Genomic DNA, 22,777 nt, shown 5'->3' on the forward strand with positions numbered 1-22,777 from the left:
CGCGCACGGGTCCGTGGCGCCGTGCTGAAGGTGGTCCTGCGGATCCCAGGAACGGGCGGGCCGGTTGCGCTGCTGTCGCGGACTTACCCCCGGTGTTCGCTTGAGAGCGCAGACACCGCCCAGGTGTTTCGCTCTCACCGATGTCGCCGTGCGCCGTGGCGTGCGGCCCGTCCTTCCGGGGAGTTCTTGACATGTCTTCCATTTGGCTTGTGACCGGCGCGACCTCCGGCTTCGGCCGTCTCGTGGCCGAGCGTGCGCTGACCGCCGGTGCCCATGTGATCGCCGTGGGCCGACGTGGCGACCGGCTCGCCGAGCTGGCAGAGCGGGCCGGGCGCGGGCAGGTCACCGCCGTACCGCTGGACATCACCGCGCCGGACGCGGAGGAGGTCCTGGCCGCCACGGTGCGATCCGTCGGACGGCTCGATGTGCTGGTGAACAACGCGGGCTACGGACTGTTCGGATCGGTCGAGCAGGTAGGGGCCGCCGAGGCCCGAGCGATCTTCGACACCAATGTGCTGGCCAACCTCGCCGTCCTGCGCGCCGCTCTGCCGGCGCTGCGGGCCGCGCGCGGCAGGATCGTGCAACTGTCCTCGCTCATCGGCCAGTTCGCCTGGCCCTCTTCGGGTCTGTACTCGGCGTCCAAGGGCGCCGTGGAGCTGTTCAGCGAGGCCCTCGCCCACGAACTGGCCCCCACGGGCGCCAAGGTCACCATCATCGAGCCCGGCACCTTTGCGACCGAATTCGCCGCCAGCCTCCACGTGGTCGCCCCCAGTGACGTCTACGCGCCGACCGTGGGGAAGTTCCTTGCCGACTTCGCGGCACTGCCGCCCGAGGCATTCGGCGATCCCGAGACCGTCGCGGACGCGATCATGACGGTGACGGCGATGGAGGAGCCGCCCCTGCGCCTTGCAGTCGGCGCCGATGCGGTCGAGGGCATCCGGGCCTCCCTGCGCTCGCGCCTGGCCGAACTCGACCGCTGGGAGGCCTTCGCGCGCGTGCGGGTCGACGAGGGTGCGCACCCCTGAGCACCGCATGACCCGGGCCATCTCGCCCGGCGTGCCCCGGCGGCGGCCGGCCTGGCCGCATCGGCCGGTCAGTCACTTCGCCGGCCTGCCGATGTCGTCAGCCCGGCCCACGAAGCGCAAGGTCCGGTCCGTCACCCGGTAGAGGAACGCGCCCGAGTCCTCCAGAGCGTGGAAGAACTCGGAGTCGGCGTCGTAGCTGACCCTGCGGGTGATGCCCTGCCAGGGACTCCGCAGGAGTTCGGAGCGCAGGACGGAGCGAGGGGCGTCGCCGGTCGCGGTAAGGCCGTGGGCGGCGAAGCGGACGGTGTCGTAGGCCTCGGCCGCCCAAGGTGCGGGCGCGGTGCCGAACCGGGCGCGGTGGGCCGCGGTGAACGCCTTGGTACGAGGGTCGGCGGCGGCGTCCGTGTACCCCGTGCCGATCAGCCAGCCGTTCGCCTCGGCGAGGAAACGGGCGCCGAGCACGTGCTCGTCCGCCACACACGGGCCGCCGTACCCCGCTTCGCGCACGGCGCGGGCGAAGGAGGCGGCCCGGTCGGGGTGGACGTCCGCGAAGAGGACGGCGTCGTCGCCGCGGGCGGCGATCCGCCGGGCCGCGGCGCCGAAGTCGCGGCCCGCGGCGACCTCCTCGACTGTGGCGTCGCCGTCGAGCTTCTTGTGCACGGTGATCGTGCGGACGGTCTGGAGGCTGTCGGCCGCGTCGGTGAGGTCGTGGACGACCGTGGTGTGCGCGGGCTTCACCACCCGGTTCAGATGGCGCAGGATCGCCGGCGGTCCCGCGGTTGTCGTCGGACGCATCAGCAGCGTGGTGGTGCGGACGACGCCGTCGAGTTCGTTCGTGTCGGCCCGCGTGACCAGTTGAGCCACCCGGGCCCGGGCGCAGACCTCCACCGCTGCCGGTGCCGTGGAGTTGGTGCCGGTGCCGATCACGAGGGAGACCTCCGGGTCGGCGGCGAGCCGGGCGGCCGCCGCGGCGGTCCCTTTCACCATGCCGCCGTCGTCCGCGGTGCGCAGAACGAGATCGAAGGCGCGTCCCGCGGTGCCGTTGTGCTCGCTCACGGCCAGCTGGGCACCGCGCTCGTGAGCGGTGAACACGGCGTCGGACCGGTCGCCGAGGAGCCCGATCACCCGCCGAGGCAAGACCCCGGCCCCGGTCCCGGTCCCGCCGGTCGAACCCGAGCGGCCCCAACGCCACCAACTGCCCACACCGACCCCGCCCACCCCCAGGACCGCTCCGCCGGCGGCCAGGACCCGGCGCCGGGACGCGGGTGCTCCCACCGCCTGCTCGGCGGTCTGCGTCACCACGTCCGCCGTCCCGTCCACCGGCGATCCGTCGGTGACCGTGCCCTGCGGTACCGGAAGCTCCAGCACCCGCGCCGCGCGGGCCGCCACCAGAGCGGGCAGCCCCTCCGGCAGCCAGCCCTGCTCGTCGAACCGGCCGAAAAGGTCGCGGAGTTCGCCGACCGTCGGTCGCTCTTCCGGATCCTTGGCCAGACATCGCCGTACGATCCCGGCGAGCGCGTCGGGTACCGCGTCCAGGTCGGGTTCCTCGTGCACGGTCCGGTACAGCACACCCGCCGCGCCGCCGACCCCGAACACGGGGCGGCCCGTGGCCGTGTAGGCGAGGACGCAGCCCAGCGAGAAGACATCGGTCGGCGGACCCACCGTGCGGCCCCGAGCCTGCTCGGGCGAGAGATAGCCGGGGGAGCCGACGACCGACCCGTCGGCGGTGAGCGCGGTCACCCCGAGCGCCCGGGCGATGCCGAAGTCGATCAGGCGCGGCCCGTCGGCAGCGAGCAGGATGTTGGCGGGCTTCACGTCCCGGTGGACGAGCCCGCACGCGTGGACTCCTTCCAGCGCCTCGGACAGCGCGGCCCCCAGACACAGCGACTGCGCCGTCGGCCAGGGGCCGTGCCCGGCGACGGCATCGGCGAGGGAGAGGCCCGGCACATAGGCGGTGGCCAGCCACGGGGAGCGGGCCTCGGCGTCGGCCGCGAGGACGGGCACGGTCCAGCGGGCCCTGAGCCGGGTCGCCAGTTCCGTCTCGCGCCGGAAGCGGGCGCGAAACCCGGCATCGTCGGCGTGCTCGGAGCGGATCGACTTCAGGGCGCACCAAGTGCCGTGCGGGGAGCGTGCCAGGTAGACCACGCCCATCCCGCCCGCGCCGAGCCGCGCCGCCAACCGGTAGCCGCCGATCACCGACGGGTCGGACGGCAGCAGCCGATCCATGGCACGGACCCCCCTTCCGTCAACCACGCGGCGACGCGCCCCTCAGCTCTGGGCATTCCCCGCACCCTGAAGATCCGCGAGAGACCCCAGCTGGCGGAACCGCCCGTCGCGCACCTCGTGCACATACGTACTGCGCATCCACCCCTGCCCGCTGCTGTCGAACTGGTGATAGTCGCCGAAGGCGTACGTCCGGTCCATGCCCTGGTACTTGGCCTTCGCCAGCCGCTCACCGAGTGCGGCCCGCTCCGGCCGGGCGCCGGTCCGCGCGGGCACTGTCCGGGCGAACTCGCCGAGCAGCATGCGCACCGAGTCGTACGCCTCCGCGGCGTACGGTTCCGGAGCGGCTCCGTAGCGCCCCCGCCACGCGGCGGTGAAGTCCCGCGCCGCCTTGGTGGTCAGGGCGGACGGATCGGCCGCGGAGTCGACCACGTACCAGCCCTGGCCCGCGGCTCCGGCGCGGCGCGGGAAGTCCGTGCCGTACAGCAGATGCTGCATCCAGCGCGGGCCGTCGAAACCGGCCGAGGCCAGCTGGCCGGCGGCGGCGACCGTGGCGTCCAGCGGGCCGAGGTAGGCGAAGGCGGTCACCCCGGTGGCGAGCAGCGCACGTACCGCCTCCGGGCCGTCGCCGGTCTCCTCGGCCACGACCTGCGGCACCACCTGGGCACCGAGCACGTCCCGCCACTGCTGCACCAGCAGGCTTGCCTGGTCCTGGATGGTCGTGCCGCCGGAGCGGTCCAGGACCACGCCGATGCGTCCCAGCCGGTTGGTGACCATGGCATGCAGGGCGATCCAGCCACCGAGCGCGGTGTGCGCCATCCCGGTCTGGAACGACGTACTGGGCGAGGTCACGAAGTAGTCCTGCTGGCCGGTGGTGCTCGACACATGGGTCAGTCCGGCCTGGCCGTAGACCTTCGCGGCCGACCGCATCGGGGTTTCGGTGACCGGCCCGAGAACGGCGACCACGTCCCGGTCCGCGGTGAAGCGGCCGGCCACGTCCTGGGCGCCGGCCGCGTCGCCCCGGTCCCGCAGGACCTTGACCGTCAGGTCGTACGCGCGGTCCGGGGCGGCGTTGTGCTGGGCGACGGCGAGCCGGGCGGCGCGTTCGCTGACCCGGCTGATGAGCGCCGCCGACTCCGTGGCATGGACGCCCAGCACATAGACGGGACGGGTCTTGCCGGGCGGCGCTTTGTCGTCGTCGCGGTTCGCGAGCAGCGCGGCGGCGCTCGCACCTCCCGCGGCGAGCAGCAGCGCCCCGCCGGCGAGCAGGAGTCGCCGCCGGGTCGGGCGCCGATCCGCCGTGTCCTGGGGTTCGCCCTCGGCGGGGGCGGGTGCCGCGGCGGACTCGTCCAGCTCGGTCGGCTCGATCTCGGGCAGCGCGAGGCCCTCGGCGGAGCGGGCGGCGATCATGCGTGCGACCGCGTCGGGGAGGTGAGTGGTGCCATCCGGCTGAGGGAGTCGAGCGGCGCCGTCCGGGTCGTCGTCCTCGGTGAGAAGTCGGCGCAGTTCCTCGGCGGTGGGCCGGTCTCCCGGCTCCTTGGAGAGGCACCGGGCCACGAGGGCCCGGGAGTCGTCCTCGATTCCGTCGAGCGTGGGTTCGTCGTGGACGGTGCGGTACAGCAGGGCTTCCGGTGCGCCGCTGCCGAAGGGCGGGCGGCCGGTCAGCGCGTAGGCCAGGACGCCGCCGAGCGAGAAGACGTCGCTCGCCGCGGTGGCCGGTTCGCCGCGGGCCTGTTCGGGGGAGAGGAATCCGGGGCTGCCGACGACCATGCCGGAGGCCGTCAGCGCCGTGTCGTCGTCGGCCCGTGCCACACCGAAGTCGATCAGCCGGGGGCCGTCCAGGGCGAGGAGCACGTTGCCGGGCTTGACGTCCCGGTGGACGAGTCCGGCCGCGTGCACGTCCGCGAGGGCGTCGGCCAGCAGCCGGCCGAGAGAGCGTGCGGTGGCGGTGGGGAGCGGGCCGTGCGCGGCGACGGCCTCGACGAGCGAGGGACCGGGAACGAACACGGTCGCCAGCCATGGCTCGGCCGCCTGCGCGTCCGCGCCGAGCACGGGCACCACCCAACGGCTCGTCACCCGCCGGGCCAGCTCGACCTCGCGGGCGAACCGCGCCCGGAACGCGGGGTCGTCGGCGCTCTCGCCCCGGATCACCTTGACCGCCGCGAGGGTGCCGTCGTCCTCGCGACCCAGGTAGACCACGCCCATGCCGCCCGCGCCGAGCCGCCGCAGCAGCCGGAAGCCGGCGATGCGGGAGGGGTCCGTGGGCCTCAGAGGTTCACTCATCGCGAGCCCTCCGCATCGTCGTCGCCATCGGCAGTGCCCTTGCCCTCCGCGTCGGCGTCGTCCCGTGCCGCGTTGCCTCCGAGGCTGTCGATCTCGGCGGCCGTGTAGGCCACGCCCTGCGCCACCTGCGAGGCGATCCGCGTCGCCTCCTTGTCGTCATGGCCCGCTCCGATACGGTCCGTCGCGGCCACCGTGACCGGACCGAGCCGGTACTTGAACCAGTCGAAGGGCAGCGCGCCCTTCGTGCCGTCCACGACGTACTCCCCGCTCTCGATGAGGTCGTCGTCGGTGATCCCGTTACGCGCCTCGGAGAACGGATCGGCCCGTGAGTAGAGTCCGCGCACCCGCTCGGTGGCGTTCAACCGCTGGTTCGGACAGCGCAACGCCTCCTCCAGGGACACGGCCATGTCCCGGCGCGCGGCCGTGATGTCCTTGTGGACGGAGACCGTCAAGGACACGTGCACCGCGCCCTTGCCGCCGCCGGCCGGGAGCACGAATCTGCGGGTGAGACTGGCCAGTGTCTTGCTGGGCAGCGGCCTTCGCTGCCACACACAGTCCTCATCGAGTACGGCCCACTCGCTCGGATCACTCTCGTACGGTTGCGCCTTACGGAAACCGGGACCGAAGTTGTCGGCCCGCGGGGCGAGCCCTCGCACGAACGCGACCGCTTCGGACCTGGTCTGCGGTGCCCGCTCTTCGGACATGGTGTACGGCTCGTCCTCGGCCACGGGGGTCGCCGAGGCCGACGGGCCGGCGGCGTCCGCCCCGCTCGTGCTCCGCGCCGCATCGGCCGTGCCTTCGGTTGCGGAATCCCCGTCCGTCCCACTGGTACACCCGGCCAGCAGCAGTGTCCCCGCCACTGCTGCCATCACCGGTCTCCACTCGGACATCCCCAGCCCCCCACCCGTATGGATGTGCTACCGCCTCCGCGGCGGTACGTATGGAAGGCAGTGTGGCGCACGGTGGCTTTCTCGAACACCAACTCCTCTTGTCCGAGCCGGACTTGACGCATGAACACGGTTCGGTTGTGGGGATGTCGCCAAGCGGTGACGGACAGGTGCCGACGGGGCGCGACACCTGGACAGCCGGTCGGGTCAGGGCCTTCTACCCCGCGTCTCTCTCAGTGCGCCGGGCCGTGGTACGGAGTGGTGACATCGTCGTAGGCCAGGTGCATGATCATGCCGCTTTCGGCGTGTTCGAAGTTGTGGCAGTGGTCCATCCACACCCCGGGGTTGTCGGCGGTGAAGTCGATCTCATAGCTCTCACCGGGGGCCACATTGAGGGTGTCGGTCCACCAGGTGCTGCCGGTGACCGCCTCGCCGTTGCGTGAGATCACCCGGATCCGGTGGCCGTGCAGGTGCATGGGGTGGTCGATGATCCCCCGCGCGGTGATGCGCATCCGCACCCGGTCGCCCTCGCGGACCATCAGGGTCGGTACGGCCGGGGAGAGGCGGCCGTTGATCGTGTCCGTGAAGGTGAACGAACCTCCGCTGAAGCCGAAGCCGTTGTCCAGCACGAGGTCGAAGTCGCGGTCGTATCCCTGGCCGCCTTCCGGCTTCGGACCGGTTCGCTCGCCGTACGACAGGCGGTCGAAGAGATCGCCCCGCTTCAGCGCGGCGGGTTCGGCGCGCCCGTCGGGGCTGAAGGCGAGGCCTGCTCTGTTGGGGATCTCGGAGGTGTCCAGCCGTAGCGTCACCACGTCGTCCGGCATGGTGAAGGCCACGTCGTAGCGGCCGCCTGCGGCGAGGAACAGGTCCGTGCCGGGCTTGAGTTCGCCCGGTTCGTCGATCGGGTTGCCGTCGTGGGCGGTGACCCGGAACGGGGTGCCGCCGAGCAGGATCCGGTGCGGCTCCTTGGAGCTGTTGATCAGCCGTAGCACCACCGGTCGGCCGGCCTGGACCGCGCGGCGTTCGGCGCTGTCGGCTGTGCCGAACGCCCCGATCTGGTCGTCCGCGCCCGGCCACAGGTGGGTGAACACGTTCTGCTGCACGCCTTGTTGGCCGTCCTCCACGATCAGCGCACCGAACAGACCGCGCTCCACGGACCGTTCGGAGTCCCGGTGCGTGTGATACCAGTACGTGCCGGTGCGGTCGGGTACGAAGCGGTAGACGTGCCTGTCGCCGGGGCGGACCGGGTTCTGGGTGACGCCCGGAACCCCGTCCTCCGCGTTGGGCACGTCCACGCCGTGCCAGTGCAGGGTGACGCCCTCGGTCACGTCCTTGTTGAGCAGAGTTACCTCGACCAACTGGCCTGTTTCGACGCGCAGTTCGGGGCCCGGGCTGGTTCCGTTGAAGGTGAGTGCGTCGATCCTCCTGCCCGAGGACAGCCGTACGGTGCCGTGCGCGGCGGTCAGGGTGTAGCGGGCGTCGGGGATGCCGTCGCGCGGGCCGGTCAGCTCGTCCACGGAGCGCATGGGCGGGTCCCCGGCGTCGTGACCGTGGCCCATGGCGTGCACGGAGTGCCCGGCGCGCTCCGGGCCGCCGCCCCAGTCTGTCGTCGCGGACTCGCTGACCAGGAACAGGCTTCCCAGAGCCGTGGCGGTGACCGCCGCGGCGATCCCGGCGAGCCAGGGCAGCCGGGCCACGCGGCCGCCGCGGGAGCGCCGGTCGCCGAGCAGCAGGGAGGCCCCGGTCGTCGTGGCCAGAAGGAACGCGGACGCTCCGGCCGCGACCGGCAGATCCTGCGGACCGGGCGGGACGTACAGGAGATAGAAGGACAGCCAGGCACCCATCGCCGTGGTGTGCGCGGCGACGGCACTGGGCCGCACCAGCGCCCACACCAGCGGCAGCACCACGACCGGCAGACCGAGCAGGAGGCGATGGGTGACCAACGGCCAACCGCTGGTCGCCAGGAGCAGTACCGCGACCGCCAGCCGGGCGGCGACGATCACGGCGGTGACGTACAGGACGAGCGGACGTCGCCGTATCTCGCCCTGCTGTGCCTGGCGGCGGCCGGCCCGGCGGCCCAGCAGGCCGCCGGTGATCGCCAGCAGGAACGCCAGCACCAGATCGGTGAGGAAGAGAGGCTCGGCCACTACTCCGCCGCCTTCTTGAGGGCGTCGAGCCAGGTGATGAGCGAGTCGTCCAGCGCGGCGGCGAGATTGTCCCGGTCGGCGTCGACCGGTGCGCCCGCCCAGGACTCCCGGGTGCGGACCACGACGCTGTCGCCGTCCTCGGTGAAGGTCCACTCGTGCACGCCGGTGATGCCGTGCGCGGGACCGCCCCACAGGATGCGGTGCGGGGCGTCGACCGCGTAGATGGTGGAGTCTATGGACAGGCCCGCGGTCAGCCAGTGGAAGGTGGTGCCGGGGGCGACGGGGCCGTCGAGCCGTGCCTCGGTGATGGCGCCCTGCCAGCTGGGCCAGGAGTCGATCCGGGTGTGCAGCTGCCAGACCTGTTCGAGGGGAGCGGCGATCCGGAGGGTGTGGTCGGCGATGACGGGGGCGTTCTCGTCGATGGTCGTGGGGTGGGGCATGGCGGTTCCTCGGTGTCCGGGCCCGGGCCGCCGTGGGGGAGTGGCGGCGGCCCGGGCGGCTTGGGAAGGTCGGGCGGGCAGATCGGAGTCGGAGTCGGGATTCAGTGGCCTTGGACGCCCGACGGGTTCGGGGCGGGCCGCATCGGCGAGGCAGCGGCCGGGGCGGGTCAGGCGGGCAGTTCGGAGTCGGGGATCCAGTGGCCGTGGATGCCGGCGGGCACCCGGCGGGGGAGTTCGACGGCCGCCACGGTGCTCAGGTCGCTCGCGTCCAGGACGAGCAGTTCCGAGGCGTCGGCGGTGAGGTCGCTGACGATGGTGAGCAGGTAGCCGTCGTCCTCGGCGGTGGCGCCCTCGGCGGGTGCGAAGACGGCCTCGCCGGGCATCCGGCCCTCGCCGTGCGCGAGCAGCTTCTCCTGGCCGGTCAGGGTGTCGAACTTGACGGTGTGGTAGCCCGACAGGCCCGCGCCGGGGAACGCGATGGCGTAGCTGTAGCGGTTGGCCGAACCGGTGCGGTCGTCGTTGATCGACGGGAACTCGGTGGCCAGGTCGTTGAGGGGCTGGGTGGTGACCTTGCCCGTGGCCGGGTCGATGATCCACCGGTGGAAGGTCGAGCCGGCGTCGGGGCTCGTGCCGTAGCCGGGGGCGCCGACCCACCACTTCCACGAGTTCTCCCAGGCGGAACGGTCGAAGCGCGGCGCTTCGAGGACGATCCGGCCCTGCGCGTCGGTGTAGGCGTTGGCGACGTGCAACAGCGCCGCCTGGTCGGCGACCTCGAACCAGGTCGCCTTGCCCCCGGCGCGCGGCATCACGCCGATGCGCAGCGGGACGTCGTCGTGCCAGCGGTAGGGGATGCCGGAGTGCTCGGCGTGGTCGAAGACCACCGGCGAGTTGATGAAGACGACGTGCTCGCGGGTGATGGCGAAGTCGTGCATGAGCGACGGGCCACAGCCGTCGACGACCTGGGAGGTGACGATGTCGCCGGAGGCGTCGGCCACGTAGTAGGTCAGATACGGCGGGAAGGGGCTGTAGCTGAAGAAGTGCAGCTCGCCGGTCCCGGGGTCCTCCTTGGGGTGGGCGGTCATCGCGCTGGTGAGCTTGCCGCCGAAGTCGTGGACGCCGATCGTGTCGAGGTCGGCGCTGACCTCCCAGGGCAGGTTGGCCTCCTGCAGGGCCAGGTAGCGGCCCCCGTGGAAGATGATGTTGGTGGCGGCGGCGCTGACCTCGAGCTCGGTTCCGGTGAACGGCACGCCGTCCAGGAACGGGGTGCGCACCCAGCGATTGCGGTACCACTCGGCCCGGCCGCCCGTGAGGCGGACGCCGTGGATCATGCCCTCGCCGCGGAACCAGTGGGTGGGGGTGACGCCCGGCTTGGGGTTGTGACCGTTGCGGAAGTAGCGGCCGTTCAGCTCGGGCGGGAGGGTGCCGCGCACCTTCAGCTCGTGGCCGGTGATCTCGTCGGTGACGGGGGTGAAGTGGCCGCTGATGTACGGCTTGTCGAGGGTCATGATCATGCCTTTCGCGTCGAGAGCGTGGCGAGAGCCGAGATGAGCAGGGTCAGGACGGCGCAGGCCACGAAGGCCGCGCCGAAGGAGGGGAGCGGGGTCATCAAGGACAGGCCGATGGCTCCGCCGATCTGCCGGGTGGCGTTGACCAGCCCGCCTGCCAGGCCGTTGTCGGCGGCCGCAACGCCCGTGGAGGACATCGCGGTGAGCCGGACGAAGGCCACCCCCAGCCCGCTGCCGATGAGGAGCGTCGGGCCGAGCAGGTCCACAAGGAACGTGCCGTCGGCCGGAGTTCGGGACAGCCAGGCCAGTCCTGCCGTGAGGACCAGCAGACCGACGGGGAGCACATGGCGGCCGGAGACCTTGCCGGTGACCCACGAGGAGAGGGTGACCGTGAGGGCGAGGGGAAGTTGGGTCAGCCCGGCTTCCAACGGCGAGTAGCCGAGGGTGCGTTGCTGGTAGAGGGGCAGGAAGTAGAACAGGCCGAGCCAGACCGCGCCCAGCAGGGCCATCAGCACGTTGGGCACCGCCACCACGCTCATGCGCGCCGGCAACAGCGGTTCGGCGGCGCGGCGCTGGAGCACCACGAACACACCGAGCAGCGCCAGACCGATCACGGCGAGCGGCCAGGGACCCGACACGCCGTAGGTGAGCGCGACCAACCCCGCCGTCACCGTCACCGCGCCCGGCGCGTCCAGGCTTCCGCCGCGCGGCCGATCTGCCCCGACCCGCACCCAGGTGGCCACCAGGACGGCCAGGGCCAGGGGCACCATCACCACGAACACCGCACGCCAGCCGTACAGGTCGGTGAGTAGCCCGCTCAGCAGCACACCCGCCGCCCCGCCGGCACCGGAGACCGCGCCCCAGACTCCAAGCGCGGTGCCACGCCGCTTACCGTCGGGATACAGCGTCAGCACGAGGGCCAGCGCGGTGGGCGCCAGCAGCGCGGCGCCGACGCCCTGCACTGCCCTGCAGACGATCAGCACGATCGCCGTGGGCGCCAGCGCCGCGCCGAGGGAGGAGAAGGCGAACACGCCGATGCCGAGCAGGAACACGCGACGAAGGCCGTACACGTCGCCCGCGCGCCCGCCCGGCAGCAGCAGCGCGCCGAAGACCAGCACGTAGGCGTTGACCGTCCAGGCCTGGCTCGTGTCCGACAGTTCGAGCCCGGCCCGGATCTGGGGCAGGGCGACGTTCACGATCGACGTGCTCAGCACGACCAGGAACTGGGCCGTGGCCAAAACCGCCAGTGGTATCCAGCCGGTGGTGGTCCGTTGCGGTGCGGTGCGGGTCATGGCTCGACACTCGCAGCGGGCGTCCGCCGCTCGCGTCGGTAGTCATCGCCTATACGACTCCCTGCGCATACTGCTCAGCGAGGGGGAGCGCCTGTATGACTCGCAGCGCAGACTCCTCGGCGAGGGGGGCGCCCGTGCGACTCGCAGCGCAGACTCCTCGGCGAGGGGGGGGAGCGCCCGTACGACTCGCAGCGCGAGACCAGGGGCGACTGGGGGAATTCCCTGATTCTTCTGCGGCGCACGACCGCATAGGTTGTCGGTCATGCCCGAGACATACGCGGATGTGCTGATCGGTCGGCAGGACGAGATACGCCGGCTGGACACCCTGCTCCAGGCGGCACGGAAGGGCCGGGGCGGTGCCCTGGTCCTGCGTGGTGAGCCGGGCATCGGCAAGAGCGCGCTGCTGCGTTACGTGGACGAGGCCGCGACCGGATTCCTCGTCATGCGGGCGTCCGGCGCGGAGTTCGAGATGGAGCTGCCGTTCGCCACGCTGCACCAGTTGCTCGCGCCCGTCACCGGCCGGCTGACGGCGCTGCCCGCGCCGCACCGCACGGCGCTGGAGATCGCTTTCGGCCTCGACACCGGCACACCGGATCCGTTCCTGGTCGGCGTCGCGTCGCTGGGCCTGCTGGTGGAAACCGTGCAAGAACGCCCGCTGCTGTGCGTCGTCGACGATGCACAGTGGCTGGACCAGGCGTCGGCCAAGGCGCTTGCTTTCCTGGCCCGCCGGATCTCGGCCGAGTCGATCGCCCTGGTGTTCGCGGCGCGCGAGCCGAGCCGCCTTCCCGAACTGGACGAGCTGCCCGGTCATTCGCTTCGGTGTCTTGGCGAATCGGATGCCCGCGCGCTGCTGACCGCGGCGATCCGTGCCCCGTTGGACGAGCGGGTGCGTGACCGCATCCTGGCCGAGGCGCGCGGCAACCCCCTCGCGCTGGTGGAGCTTCCCCGGACCGCCGGACTCGCCGGGATGGCAGGCGGATTCGCCCAGCCCGACTCGGTACCCGGCGTGATCGAGCAGAGCTTCCGGTCCCGGCTGGAGCTCCTGCCGCCGGCCGCCCGGCTGCTGGTGACCGTCGCCGCCGCCGACCCGATCGGCGACCCCGGCCTGCTGTGGCATGCGGCCGAACTCCTGGGCATCGATGCGGCCGCCGCCGCACACTCCGTCCCGCTGGTCGAGTTCGGCACCCGGATCCGGTTCAGCCACCCCCTCGCCCGCTCGGCCGCCTACCGTGCAGCGGCGCCCGAGGAGCGGCGCAGGGCGCACGAGGCGCTGGCCGCCGTGACCGACCCGGTCGCCGACCCCGACCGGCGGGCCTGGCATCGCGCCCAGGCCTGTGCCGGCCCGGACGAGCAGGTCGCCGCCGAACTCGAGGCCTCCGCCACCCGTGCCCAGGAACGCGGCGGCCTCGCCGCGGCGGCAGCCTTCCTCGAACGCTCGGCCGCGCTCACCACGAGCCCGGTCCAACGCGCCGAACGGGTTCTCGCCGCGGTCCAGGCCAAGCTCTCCGTGGGCGACTTCGACACGGCGGCCGACCTGCTCACCGCCGTCCCCACCGACGATCCGCGCCAAGCCGCCAGGGCCGACCTGCTCCGCGGAAGGCTCTCCTTCGTCCGCCGTCGAGGGGACGAGGGCCCCACGGCCTACCTCCTGCGTGCCGCCGCCCGGCTGGCGGCCACCGACCCCGCCTGGTCACGGGAGTGCTATCTGGACGCCATCGAGATGGGCCTCCTGCTCGGCGGTCTCGACGACGTGGTGGAAGCCGCCAGGAAGGCCCCGCCGTCGGGCGAGCCGGCATCCGGCGCGACGGCGGTCCTGACCGGCCTCATCAGCCTGGTCGGCGACGGGCATCCGGCGGCGGGGGAGATCCTCAGGCCGATCGTCGGCGACGCCGACGACGAGGTGTGGTCCACGCGACCGTCACTGGGCTTCATGCTGGCCTGCGAGCTGTGGAACTTCGACGCCCTGCATGGTATCGCCACCCGCGCCGTCACGGCCGGCCGCGAGTCCGGCTCCTTCCACGCGCTGCCCATCGCACTGGCCATGCAGGCCACCGCGACCGTGCACGCGGGCGACTTCGGTGCCGCGATGGAGCTGATCTCCGAGGAGGAGGCGATCGCGGATGCCACCGGCGCGGCTCCGCTCGTCTACCCGCGCCTTCACCTGGCCGCGCTGCGCGGGCGGCGCAGGGAGGCCGTGGAACTGTTCGCGTCGGTGGATCACCGCATGAGCCTCAGCGTGCAGTGGGCGACGGCCGTGCTCAGCAACGGCCTGGCGGACTATCCGGCCGCGCTGAAAGCGGCGCAGCAGGCGGTCGAGTACGGCGCCGTCGGCACCGCGGGCCTTGCCCTGCCCGAGCTCGTCGAGGCCGCCATGCGATGCGGCGAGAGCAAGGTCGCCGCCGCGGCCCTCACGTCCCTTCAGGAGCGTACGCAGGCGGGCCGGCACGCGTGGGGTCTCGGCGTCGAGGCGTATGCGCGGGCTCTGGTGACCGAGGACGAGTCCTCCTACCAGGAGGCGATCGGCCTGCTCGACGACAGCAGACTGGTCGTCTACCGCGCCCGGGCGCATCTGCTGTACGGGGAGTGGCTGCGCCGTCAGGGCCGACGGCGTGATGCCCGGTCCGTGCTGCGATCGGCTCACGAGTCGCTGTCCGACCTCGGGTTGGAGGGGTTCGCCGAGCGCGCCGCCGGGGAGTTGCGGGCGACGGGGGAGCAGGCCCGCAGCCGTACGTCGAAGGCGTCGGACCAGCTGACGATGCAGGAGGTGCACATCGCACGCCTGGTCGCCGACGGCGCCACCTCCAAGGAGGTGGCGGCGAAGCTGTTCCTCAGCCCGCGGACGGTCGACGCGCACCTGCGCAACATCTTCCGCAAGCTCCAACTCACCTCACGCAGGCAGCTGCGGGACCTGCCCGACATTCGTTAGCCGCATGGTGGTGGCGGCGGCCTCGTGCCCGCTCAACGACTCCACGGGACCGGGCCACCGCAGTCCGTACTTGGCCCGGTAGGCGCCGGAGACGCGCCTGACGAGCTCGGGGTCGTCCACCGGCTGGAGAGTGACGGGCACCCGGACTCCGGCCACCTCCACCTGCGTGTGCGCGTGCCGCAGGACCCGGCGATACCACGCACTGCGCCGTCCGAAAGCCGAGCGGACGTAGGCCTCCCCATCGAGCACCACCACCCAGACCGTCCTGGCCGACCACCGGCCGTCCGCATGCCGTACCCAAAGAACGATCTCCGCGCGATCCATCACAGTGTTCATGGGCCAACCTTCACCGTGGCTCCACTACATACGCGTCGGTGGTCATCACCTAGACAGGGCGGGCTTCGCCGACGCGAGGCCGGGTGCCGGCTTCCTCCGGCCCGGGGTTCGATTCCTCATGCACGGCTATGGGAAGTTTTGGGGGGCATCGTTACCCTCCGCCCATGATTCCCACGGTGGTTTGGGGCACAGGCAACGTCGGGCGCGCGGCCATCAGAGCTGTTGCGGCGCACCCGATGCTCAGCCTTGTGGCCGTGCTGGTGTCGAGTCCCGCCAAGGTCGGCAAGGACGCGGGCGAACTCAGCGGACTCGGCCGGCGCCTCGGGGTGGCGGCGACGGACGATGTGGACGGCGTTCTCTCCGGCGGCCCCCGCGCGGTCGTGTACGCGGCGTCCGGCGACGTTCGCATGGACGGCGCGATCGAGGACATCAGTCGCGCGCTGCGTGCCGGCGCGGTGGTCGTCACACCGTCCGTGTACGGCATGTACGACTGCACGAACGCGCCGGACGAGATCCGCGACGTGCTGCGCGAGGCCGTCGAGGCCGGCGGCGGCTCCCTCTTCGTGTCGGGTGTGGACCCGGGTTGGGCCAACGACGTGCTCCCGCTGCTGGTCAGCGGACTGGGGTCCGACATCGACGTCGTCCGCTGCCAGGAGATCTTCGACTACTCGACGTACGACCAGGAGGAAGCGGTTCGCCACCTGATCGGCATGGGACATCGCCTGGACTATCAGCCGTTGATGCTCGCCGAGGGCATTCCGACGATGATCTGGGGCGGCCAGCTGCGGATGATGGCACGAGCCTTGGGCGTCGAACTCGACGGTATCGAGGAGACCTTGGAGCGTCGCCCACTCGAAACGTCCGTCGTCACCGACACGATGGGGGAGTTCCCGGCCGGTACCCAGGGAGCGGTGCGCCTTGAGGTACAGGGCGTGGTGGAGGGCGAGCCACGCATCGTCGTCGAGCACGTCACCCGCATTCACGCCACCTGTGCCCCGGACTGGCCGGCAGCGCCGGACGGCGGAGCGGGCGCACACCGCGTGATCATCGAAGGCCGCCCCCGCATAGAGGTCACGGTCGAGGCCACGGACGAGGGGGAGAACAGAGCAGCCGGCGGCAACGCGACGGCGGCCGGCCGTCTGGTGAACGCCATCGACTGGCTCGCCGAGTCCGAACCCGGTCTCTACGACGCACTCGACGTCCCGCTGCGCCCCGCGGTGGGCAGACTGGGAAAGAAGTGATCATGCAGATCGACATCCCCGAGGGCGCCGAGCCCATCCCGTACGTCTGGGGCGAACTGGTGCCCAAGATCGGTCAGGCAGCCAGCACCTTCTCCCTGTCCGTCTATGAGTACACGACCCTCGGACTGCGCGAGTTCGAGGCCGCCCGGCTGCGCATCGCGCAGATCAACGGATGCCTGTTCTGCCTGGACTGGCGGACCGAACGCGACGGCGAGAAGGTCGAGGAGGGGTTCCTCGACGCGGTCACGCAGTGGCGTACGACGGACACCTTCGACGAACGGACCCGGCTCGCCGCCGAGTACGCGGAGCGCTACGCAGTCGACCACCACAACCTGGACGGTGAGTTCTGGGACCGGATGAAGGCGCACTACAGCCAGGCGGAGATCGTGGAGTTGAGCATGAGCATCGGCTCATGGCTGGCGTTCGGCCGTCTCAACCATGTGCTGGGACTCGACAGCGTCTGTGTGCTGCAGTCGGACAAGGGGTCCTGAAGCACTTCGGGGTGTGGGCCGGGGCGCACCGGCCACGGCCCACAACTGTCCGGCAGAGGTCGTCTGTCCGTCAGAAGTCCTCGGCGATGATCTTCTCGATGTTGCGCTCGGCGAGCGCGGTGATGGTGACGAAGGGATTGACGCTGACGTTGCCGGGAATCAGCGCCCCGTCCATCACATACAGGCCCGGATGGCCGTGCAGGCGACCGTAGTTGTCAGTGGCCTTGTTGAGGACGGCTCCACCGAGCGGGTGGTACGTGAGATGGTCGCCCCAGATCTTGTAGACGCCGAAGAGGTCCGTGCGGTAGATGGTCCCCTCGGTGGCGTTGATCTTGTCGAAGATCGTCTTCGCCATGTCGATCGACGGCTGCTTCCACGCGGTCTGCCAGTTCAGCTCCACCTTCCCCGTCGACGCGTTCCAGGTGAACCGGCCGCGGTGCGGATTCTTGGTGATCGACAGATAGAAGGACGCCCAGGTCTCGATGCCGGTCGGCAGCGGCGCCACCTCGGCGAACGCGCCGCCCGCGGCCCAGTTGTCGATGCCCGCCGTCGGGATCGACGACTGGAGCGCTCCGGTCGGGTCCCACAGGTGGTTGGCCCGGCCGCACATGACGTTGCCGTTCTCTCCCCACCCGTTGCCGATCTCGTTGTTGAGGCCGGGCAGCGCGCCCGTCGCCTTCAGACGGACCAACAGCTTGCTGGTGCCGACGCTGCCCGCGGCGAAGAACACCCGCCCAGCCCGTACGGTCTTGGTGGTGGTGACGGCTCCGCTCGTGTCGAGTTGCTCCATGGTCACGGAGTAGCCGCCGGTGGTGGGCGTCACCCCGGTGACCCTGTGCAGGGGTGAGATGGCGACCCGGCCGGTCGCGCGAGCCTGCGCGAGATAGGTCTTCGGCAGGGACTTCTTGCCGTGGTTGTTGCCGTACAGGATCTCGGCTGCCAGGGCCGACTTGGTGGCCGCCCCCGCGGCCTCCTGCTTCATGTAGTCCCAGTCGTAGACGTTGGGGACGAACATGAACCGGAATCCGGACCGCCCGGCGTGTTTGCGGCCTACGCGCGCGTACTGGTAGCACTCCGTCGAGTCGAACCAGGCCGGGTCGATCGTGTTGACGCCGAGCGTGCTGTTCGCCCGCGGGTAGTACACGTCGTACATCTCGTCGGCGTCGACCGACGGAAGCACTCCGGGGAAGCGGCTCCGCTCCGGGGTCACCGCCATACCGCCGTTGACGAGGGAGCCGCCTCCGACTCCCCGTCCCTGGTACACGACGATGCCGCCCATTTCCTCGGCGTCCAGGATGCCCGTGTAACGCGGCACGTCCTTGTCGAGCGGGAAGCCGAGGAAGTTGCTGATGGGCTGCTTGGTCCGTGTGCGCAGCCAGTAGGACCGGTAGTCGGGGGTGGTGGTGTTGGCGAAGATCTTGCCGTCCGTTCCCGGGGTGTCCCAGGCCATGCCCATTTCCACCATGTGGACGTCCACGCCGGCCTGAGCGAGACGGAGCGCGGTGACGGACCCGCCGTACCCGGTGCCTATCACGAGTGCGGCGACCTCTGCGCCGGGTTCGATCAGCTCGACCTCTCGGGGGAGTGCCGCGGCGGTCGGCAGATCGAATGCACCCAGAGCGGCGGCACCTAAAATAGAACCTGTTCTACCAAGGAAGCGACGGCGGGAATGGCCTCTTCCTTCCAGTGCAACGCGTGTGCTTGAGTCCACGTAGATCCCCTTTCTCTCGCATAATAGAAACGGGTTCTACTAAGAAGTGTGAAACAAGTCACGAGAAACCTACGGGTAACTTGACTACTGTTCTCGTTTTCCCGCATCAGGAATTAACCGATATCGCACGTGCCTCTCTGGCATCGATTCAAACCCCCGAATCATGCCCTACGGAACTGATGGAACTGATCCCTTTCCGAGGCTCAGCCTGTCGCGGTCCACTTCAATCGCGCGCGGTGTGCCCGGTTCGTGGCCATCAGCGCGTCGAGCGCCTCCCGTGTGCGGATGAGGTCCTCGATGTGCTCGGAGAGTCGATCCCGCTCCTCTGCCATCCGCTCCAGCGCGGCGTCCGACGTGGCCTCGCTGGGCGAGTCGACGCACGGCAGCAGTTCGGTGATGGTCCGGCTGGACAGGCCCGCGGCGTACATCCGCTGGAGGAATGTGACCCGCTCGATGTGGACGTCCGTGTAGTGCCGCTGCCCGCTCGCACTGCGCGTGCTGGTGAGCAGGCCCTGTTCCTCGTAGTAGCGCAGGGACCGGACGCTGACTCCGGCCCGTGCCGCGAGCTCGCCGATACGCATGCCGCCCTCCCCTTCGTGATCCGATCCTTTGTGATCCGGAGCACAAACCTTGCCTCTGACGTCAGTGTCAGGTTTTAGCGTAACCGTCGTGCCCGGGTCCCGGGCACGACGGATCACGAAGGAGACATGACGTGACGACCCTCTTCTCCGGCTACCGGCTCGGCGAACTGGCGCTGCCCAACCGCGTGGTGATGGCGCCGATGACGCGCGTACGGGCCGCCGCGGGCGGTCTGGCGACGCCGTCGATGGCGCGCTACTACGCCCAGCGGGCCACGGCCGGCCTGATCGTCACCGAGGGCGTGCAGCCGAGTCTGATCGGCCAGTCCAACCCCGGCACTCCGGGGCTGTACACCGACGAGCAGGTGGCCGCATGGCGCCCGGTGACCGATGCGGTGCACACCAACGGCGGCCGGATCTTCGCCCAGATCATGCACGGCGGACGCGTCTCGCACCCCGACACCACGGGGCTGCAGCCCGTCGGTCCCTCGGCCGTCCCGGCCGTCGGCGAGGTGTTCACCCCCAACGGCCCGCAGCCCGCGCCGACTCCGCGCGCCCTGGACACCGCCGAAGTGCCCGAGCACGCCCAGTCCTACGCGGACGCCGCGCGCCGGGCCGTGGACGCCGGGTTCGACGGGGTGGAACTGCACGGCGCCAACGGCTACCTGATCTCGCAGTTCCTCTCCTCCAACGCCAACCTGCGCACGGACGGCTACGGAGGCTCGGTGACCAACCGGATCCGCTTCGCCGTCGAAGCGGCCACCGCGACCGCCGAGGCCATCGGGGCTGAGCGGACCGGGATCCGGCTCTCTCCTGGTGGCCCCTTCTGGGGCATCGAGGAAACCGACGTGGCCGAGCTCTACACCGCGCTCCTGACCGAACTGTCCCGGCTCGGCCTGGCCTACGTCCACCTGGAGGCCACCACCGACGAAGAGACGCTCCTGGGTCTACGCCGGACCTGGCCCGGCACGCTCGTCATGAACCCGGTGCTGCCGATGGGCCCCAAGCAGACCGGCCCCGCCGACGCGGACCACTGGCTCGGCCTGGGCGCCGACCTCATCAGCTTCGGCCGCGCCTTCATCGCCAACCCCGACCTGGTGGAGCGTCTGCGCACCGGTCTCCCGATCGCTCCGGTCGACGACAGCGTGTACTTCGAGGGCGGCGACAAGGGCTATCTCACGTACTCGGCGTACCAGTACTCGGCGTGACGCCGTGGAGCGGCGCCGGGCCGGCTGCCGTGCGTGGCCCGGCGCTGCCGGTGGTTCGTCGCGAGGGGCAGGTCAGCCGACGGGCCCCGGCACCTGCTCGGCCCTGGCATTGCGCTTCCAGTCCGACCACAGGGACCTGTTGACGCAGTAGCCGCAGCCGGGACCGAAGAACAGGCCGCGGGCGTTCTCGTCGCCCATCAGCCAGTAGCGGAGCCACGCGGTGACGGGGGCGCGGAACGCCCCGCCGTCGGCGATGGAACTGAGGTGTCCGGCGCCGCGAACCTCACCGTAGACGGCGGGGACATGGTCGGAGTCGTTGTAGAACGCCTTGACCAGGATCGGCCAGACGATCAGGTCGTCCTCGCCCGCGAGGTAGAAGACGGGCTCGTCCATGTTGTCGGCGTCGGCGAGCGGTCCGGGCTGGATGGGGACCGCGGTGTCCACCCGAGGATCGGTGGCGGCGTTGAGGGCCGCTGCGCCGCCTTGGGAGTGCCCCGCGGAACCTATGTGCTCCAGATCGACCTTCTGGTGGAAGACGCTGCGGCTGTCGGCGTTGCGCCGCTCCAGGACGTCGATTCCGGCGCGCATGCTGATCGCGAAGTTGGACGTGGGGGTGTTGGCCGCGGCAACTATGAAGCCGTGGCCGGCGAGGTGGCGCAGCAGACCGCTGTAGATGCCGGGCACGGCACCCGTTCCGTTCCCCCAGATGATCACCGGGTGCCGTTCGCCCGACTGCCCCATGTTCCTGGGGTAGTAGAAGGTGTGCACGACCTCGATGTCGACGGTGACGTCGTACGGGCCGCTCGCGCCGAAGTCCGTACCGACGGAGGGAAGGGAACCGGCCGTCTGCGCGGCGGCGATCGCCGGTGCGGCGCCGGCCGGAGCGGTGGGGGCGGCGAGCGCTGTCAGGCCGGTGAGAAGCCCCGTGACCACGAGGCCCCGGAGCGTGCGGCGGGTTCTGCCGGGCATCGAATCTCCTTGTGTCCCCGTCACGTTGCGGCTCGTTCTGAACGTGACTGAGCGCCCATGGTGAGGTGCCGCGCTCGCACTGTCTGCTGGCAGGTGCCCAGGCTTGAGCGCGCCCGCTTGGGCGCTCGCACACCGGCACCAGGTGGGAAACCCGCGGTGTGGTCGGCCGATCGGCCGCCTGGCACGGCGCTAGCGAGGCACCTGTGCGGCGCGCAGTGCCAAGGCCCACCCGAGGCGTGCCTCGCCTGATTCCACCGGCCAGCCGGTGAGTTGGGCGATCCGGGCCATGCGGTTCAAGATCGTGTTGCGATGGCAGTACATCTGCTGGGCCGTGTCGGCTGCCGAACAGCCGCTCTCCAGCCAGATACGCAGTGTCTCCAGGAGGACCGGGCCGTCGGATCCGCTGTCCGCCATGCCGTTCAGGTAGCGGGTGACCAGGCGGTCGGCGATCTCCGGGTCGCTGCTGAGCACCGCCTCCACCAGCCGGTCGTCCAGTTCCGCCACGCCTTTGCTGCCCGGCGGCAGCGTGCGCAGCGAGCGCTCTGCCAGGCGCAGTGCGGTGTTCGCGTCCGCGAGTTCCGAGAAGGGCGGCGATATGCCGGCGGTTCCGACCCGCCCGTTGCGCAACACCGCTGCCAGCTCTGCCGGTTCGGTCGCTGCCAGGCGTACGATCCCGGCGTTGCGCTCGCCACGGGGACGCCAGAAGGACCACATTCCCGCCGCCTGCAGGGCGGGCTCGGGGTCGGTGGGTGCGAGCGGATCCTGGTCGACCGCGACCACCGCATAGCGGTCCCGCAGGGGGATACCCAGAGCGGCGGCAGCCGCCGCGGCCACGGTGGGGTCGCTGCCGCGGCCATCCAGAAGGGCCTCGAACAGTGCGCCGCGCCGGGAGCCCTGCCGGTGGTGCAGTTCCAGCTGGGTCAGGCGGTAGGCGTCCGCCATCAGGGTCGAGAAGCGGTCGATGGTCTCCCACAGCGCACCGGCGACCTCCAGGACCAGGTCTTGCTCGGGTGCCTGCCGACCGCGCAATGGCGTCGTCATCGCCTGCCACAGCACTCGGCCTCCACGGCGGTAGGCCATCAGTACGGTGTCCAGCGGCATCCCCTGCTTGGCCCGCCGCCGGCCCGTCTCGAGGGCGGCGGCGGCGAAGTCGTCTCCGCTCGCGGGCAGCCCACCGAAGTCCTCCAGGGCGAGAACCAAGTTGTTCCGGCAGATCGCGCGCAGGTCGGAAAGGGCGACCGGACGCCCGGAAGCGTAGGCGGGGCTGTGCGCGCAGATGTCCGCCACGACCCGTCCAGTGATCGCGTCGATGTCGCTCAGCAGCGTCTGCGCCAGGTGGCGCTGCAGCTCCTTCTCGCCTTCGGCCATGCCGCGCAGACTAGGCGCCTGCACTGAATGGGGCCAGCTCCTGGATGGCTCCTGCCCACGTCGCGGCAGCGGACGCTGGGCAACTGCACATGGCCCGGGGCGGTCGGATGCTGGAAGCTGAGGCGGCCCCGATCCTCGAGCGTGAAC

General features: G+C 71.1%; 17 protein-coding genes. 5 read left to right on the forward strand and 12 right to left on the reverse strand.

The window, feature by feature from the left end; all coding sequences use genetic code 11:
- Positions 1-191: 191 nt before the first annotated feature.
- The gene (locus OG254_RS47510) at positions 192-1,025 is read left to right on the forward strand and encodes an SDR family NAD(P)-dependent oxidoreductase (RefSeq protein ID WP_405594235.1); all 834 of its coding nucleotides are present in this window, start codon (positions 192-194) and stop codon (positions 1,023-1,025) included.
- A 72-nt stretch (positions 1,026-1,097) separates the two neighbouring features.
- Here OG254_RS47510 and OG254_RS47515 read toward each other — a convergent pair whose 3' ends face one another.
- From OG254_RS47515 to OG254_RS47545, 7 genes are all read right to left on the reverse strand, one after another.
- Entirely contained in the window at positions 1,098-3,251 is a 2,154-nt protein-coding gene (locus OG254_RS47515) for a bifunctional serine/threonine-protein kinase/ABC transporter substrate-binding protein (protein WP_405594237.1), read from the reverse strand.
- Positions 3,252-3,293: 42 nt separating this feature from the next.
- Positions 3,294-5,531 carry a bifunctional serine/threonine-protein kinase/ABC transporter substrate-binding protein gene (locus OG254_RS47520; protein WP_405594240.1) on the reverse strand — a complete coding sequence of 746 codons (2,238 nt, stop codon included), beginning with the start codon at positions 5,529-5,531 and terminating at the stop codon, positions 3,294-3,296.
- Positions 5,528-6,400 carry a hypothetical protein gene (locus tag OG254_RS47525; RefSeq protein ID WP_405594242.1) on the reverse strand — a complete coding sequence of 291 codons (873 nt, stop codon included), beginning with the start codon at positions 6,398-6,400 and terminating at the stop codon, positions 5,528-5,530. The genes OG254_RS47520 and OG254_RS47525 overlap by 4 nt, the downstream gene beginning before the upstream one ends.
- A 251-nt stretch (positions 6,401-6,651) precedes the next feature.
- Complete coding sequence (locus tag OG254_RS47530) at positions 6,652-8,565, reverse strand: multicopper oxidase family protein (RefSeq protein WP_405594244.1); 1,914 nt, start codon at positions 8,563-8,565, stop codon at positions 6,652-6,654.
- Positions 8,565-9,005: an SRPBCC family protein gene (locus tag OG254_RS47535; protein ID WP_405594246.1), complete on the reverse strand. Its 441-nt coding sequence runs from the start codon at positions 9,003-9,005 to the stop codon at positions 8,565-8,567. The genes OG254_RS47530 and OG254_RS47535 overlap by 1 nt, the downstream gene beginning before the upstream one ends.
- Positions 9,006-9,172: 167 nt before the next feature.
- Complete coding sequence (locus tag OG254_RS47540; protein ID WP_405594248.1) at positions 9,173-10,516, reverse strand: carotenoid oxygenase family protein; 1,344 nt, start codon at positions 10,514-10,516, stop codon at positions 9,173-9,175.
- Positions 10,513-11,802, reverse strand: coding sequence for an MFS transporter (locus OG254_RS47545; RefSeq protein ID WP_405594250.1), 1,290 nt, complete (start codon positions 11,800-11,802; stop codon positions 10,513-10,515). The genes OG254_RS47540 and OG254_RS47545 overlap by 4 nt, the downstream gene beginning before the upstream one ends.
- A 262-nt stretch (positions 11,803-12,064) precedes the next feature.
- Between OG254_RS47545 and OG254_RS47550 the strand changes: the two genes are divergently transcribed.
- On the forward strand, positions 12,065-14,728 hold the full coding sequence (locus OG254_RS47550; RefSeq protein ID WP_405594252.1) for an ATP-binding protein: 2,664 nt from the start codon (positions 12,065-12,067) through the stop codon (positions 14,726-14,728).
- Here the strand turns inward: OG254_RS47550 and OG254_RS47555 are convergent.
- Complete coding sequence (locus tag OG254_RS47555; RefSeq protein WP_405594254.1) at positions 14,690-15,064, reverse strand: DUF2255 family protein; 375 nt, start codon at positions 15,062-15,064, stop codon at positions 14,690-14,692. The genes OG254_RS47550 and OG254_RS47555 overlap by 39 nt on opposite strands.
- 164 nt (positions 15,065-15,228) lie before the next feature.
- Between OG254_RS47555 and OG254_RS47560 the strand changes: the two genes are divergently transcribed.
- Positions 15,229-16,305 carry a dihydrodipicolinate reductase gene (locus tag OG254_RS47560; RefSeq protein WP_405594256.1) on the forward strand — a complete coding sequence of 359 codons (1,077 nt, stop codon included), beginning with the start codon at positions 15,229-15,231 and terminating at the stop codon, positions 16,303-16,305.
- 2 nt (positions 16,306-16,307) lie between these two features.
- Complete coding sequence (locus tag OG254_RS47565; protein ID WP_351193184.1) at positions 16,308-16,796, forward strand: carboxymuconolactone decarboxylase family protein; 489 nt, start codon at positions 16,308-16,310, stop codon at positions 16,794-16,796.
- 70 nt (positions 16,797-16,866) lie between these two features.
- Here OG254_RS47565 and OG254_RS47570 read toward each other — a convergent pair whose 3' ends face one another.
- The gene (locus OG254_RS47570; protein ID WP_405595620.1) at positions 16,867-18,483 is read right to left on the reverse strand and encodes a GMC oxidoreductase; all 1,617 of its coding nucleotides are present in this window, start codon (positions 18,481-18,483) and stop codon (positions 16,867-16,869) included.
- A 227-nt stretch (positions 18,484-18,710) separates the two neighbouring features.
- Complete coding sequence (locus OG254_RS47575) at positions 18,711-19,088, reverse strand: MerR family transcriptional regulator (RefSeq protein ID WP_405594259.1); 378 nt, start codon at positions 19,086-19,088, stop codon at positions 18,711-18,713.
- Positions 19,089-19,219: 131 nt separating this feature from the next.
- On the opposite strand from OG254_RS47575, the gene OG254_RS47580 reads away from it, so the two are divergent.
- Positions 19,220-20,293, forward strand: coding sequence for an alkene reductase (locus tag OG254_RS47580; RefSeq protein WP_405594261.1), 1,074 nt, complete (start codon positions 19,220-19,222; stop codon positions 20,291-20,293).
- Positions 20,294-20,365: 72 nt separating this feature from the next.
- On the opposite strand, the gene OG254_RS47585 is transcribed toward OG254_RS47580, so the two are convergent.
- Positions 20,366-21,262, reverse strand: a complete 897-nt coding sequence (locus OG254_RS47585; protein WP_405594263.1) for an alpha/beta hydrolase family protein — start codon at positions 21,260-21,262, stop codon at positions 20,366-20,368.
- A 189-nt stretch (positions 21,263-21,451) separates the two neighbouring features.
- Positions 21,452-22,630: a PucR family transcriptional regulator gene (locus OG254_RS47590; RefSeq protein ID WP_405594265.1), complete on the reverse strand. Its 1,179-nt coding sequence runs from the start codon at positions 22,628-22,630 to the stop codon at positions 21,452-21,454.
- Between the last annotated feature and the right edge of the window lie 147 nt (positions 22,631-22,777).

The sequence above is a fragment of the Streptomyces sp. NBC_01092 genome (assembly GCF_045039535.1).
In the GTDB taxonomy this organism is placed as follows: domain Bacteria; phylum Actinomycetota; class Actinomycetes; order Streptomycetales; family Streptomycetaceae; genus Streptomyces.

Bases quoted from the DNA above. Each gene is read 5' to 3' on its own strand.
- OG254_RS47510 (WP_405594235.1), top strand. From the start codon at position 192: ATGTCTTCCATTTGGCTTGTGACCGGCGCGACCTCCGGCTTCGGCCGT.
- OG254_RS47515 (WP_405594237.1), bottom strand. From the start codon at position 3,251: ATGGATCGGCTGCTGCCGTCCGACCCGTCGGTGATCGGCGGCTACCGG.
- OG254_RS47520 (WP_405594240.1), bottom strand. From the start codon at position 5,531: ATGAGTGAACCTCTGAGGCCCACGGACCCCTCCCGCATCGCCGGCTTC.
- OG254_RS47525 (WP_405594242.1), bottom strand. From the start codon at position 6,400: ATGGCAGCAGTGGCGGGGACACTGCTGCTGGCCGGGTGTACCAGTGGG.
- OG254_RS47535 (WP_405594246.1), bottom strand. From the start codon at position 9,005: ATGCCCCACCCCACGACCATCGACGAGAACGCCCCCGTCATCGCCGAC.
- OG254_RS47540 (WP_405594248.1), bottom strand. From the start codon at position 10,516: ATGATCATGACCCTCGACAAGCCGTACATCAGCGGCCACTTCACCCCC.
- OG254_RS47545 (WP_405594250.1), bottom strand. From the start codon at position 11,802: ATGACCCGCACCGCACCGCAACGGACCACCACCGGCTGGATACCACTG.
- OG254_RS47550 (WP_405594252.1), top strand. From the start codon at position 12,065: ATGCCCGAGACATACGCGGATGTGCTGATCGGTCGGCAGGACGAGATA.
- OG254_RS47555 (WP_405594254.1), bottom strand. From the start codon at position 15,064: ATGAACACTGTGATGGATCGCGCGGAGATCGTTCTTTGGGTACGGCAT.
- OG254_RS47560 (WP_405594256.1), top strand. From the start codon at position 15,229: ATGATTCCCACGGTGGTTTGGGGCACAGGCAACGTCGGGCGCGCGGCC.
- OG254_RS47565 (WP_351193184.1), top strand. From the start codon at position 16,308: ATGCAGATCGACATCCCCGAGGGCGCCGAGCCCATCCCGTACGTCTGG.
- OG254_RS47575 (WP_405594259.1), bottom strand. From the start codon at position 19,088: ATGCGTATCGGCGAGCTCGCGGCACGGGCCGGAGTCAGCGTCCGGTCC.
- OG254_RS47585 (WP_405594263.1), bottom strand. From the start codon at position 21,262: ATGCCCGGCAGAACCCGCCGCACGCTCCGGGGCCTCGTGGTCACGGGG.
- OG254_RS47590 (WP_405594265.1), bottom strand. From the start codon at position 22,630: ATGGCCGAAGGCGAGAAGGAGCTGCAGCGCCACCTGGCGCAGACGCTG.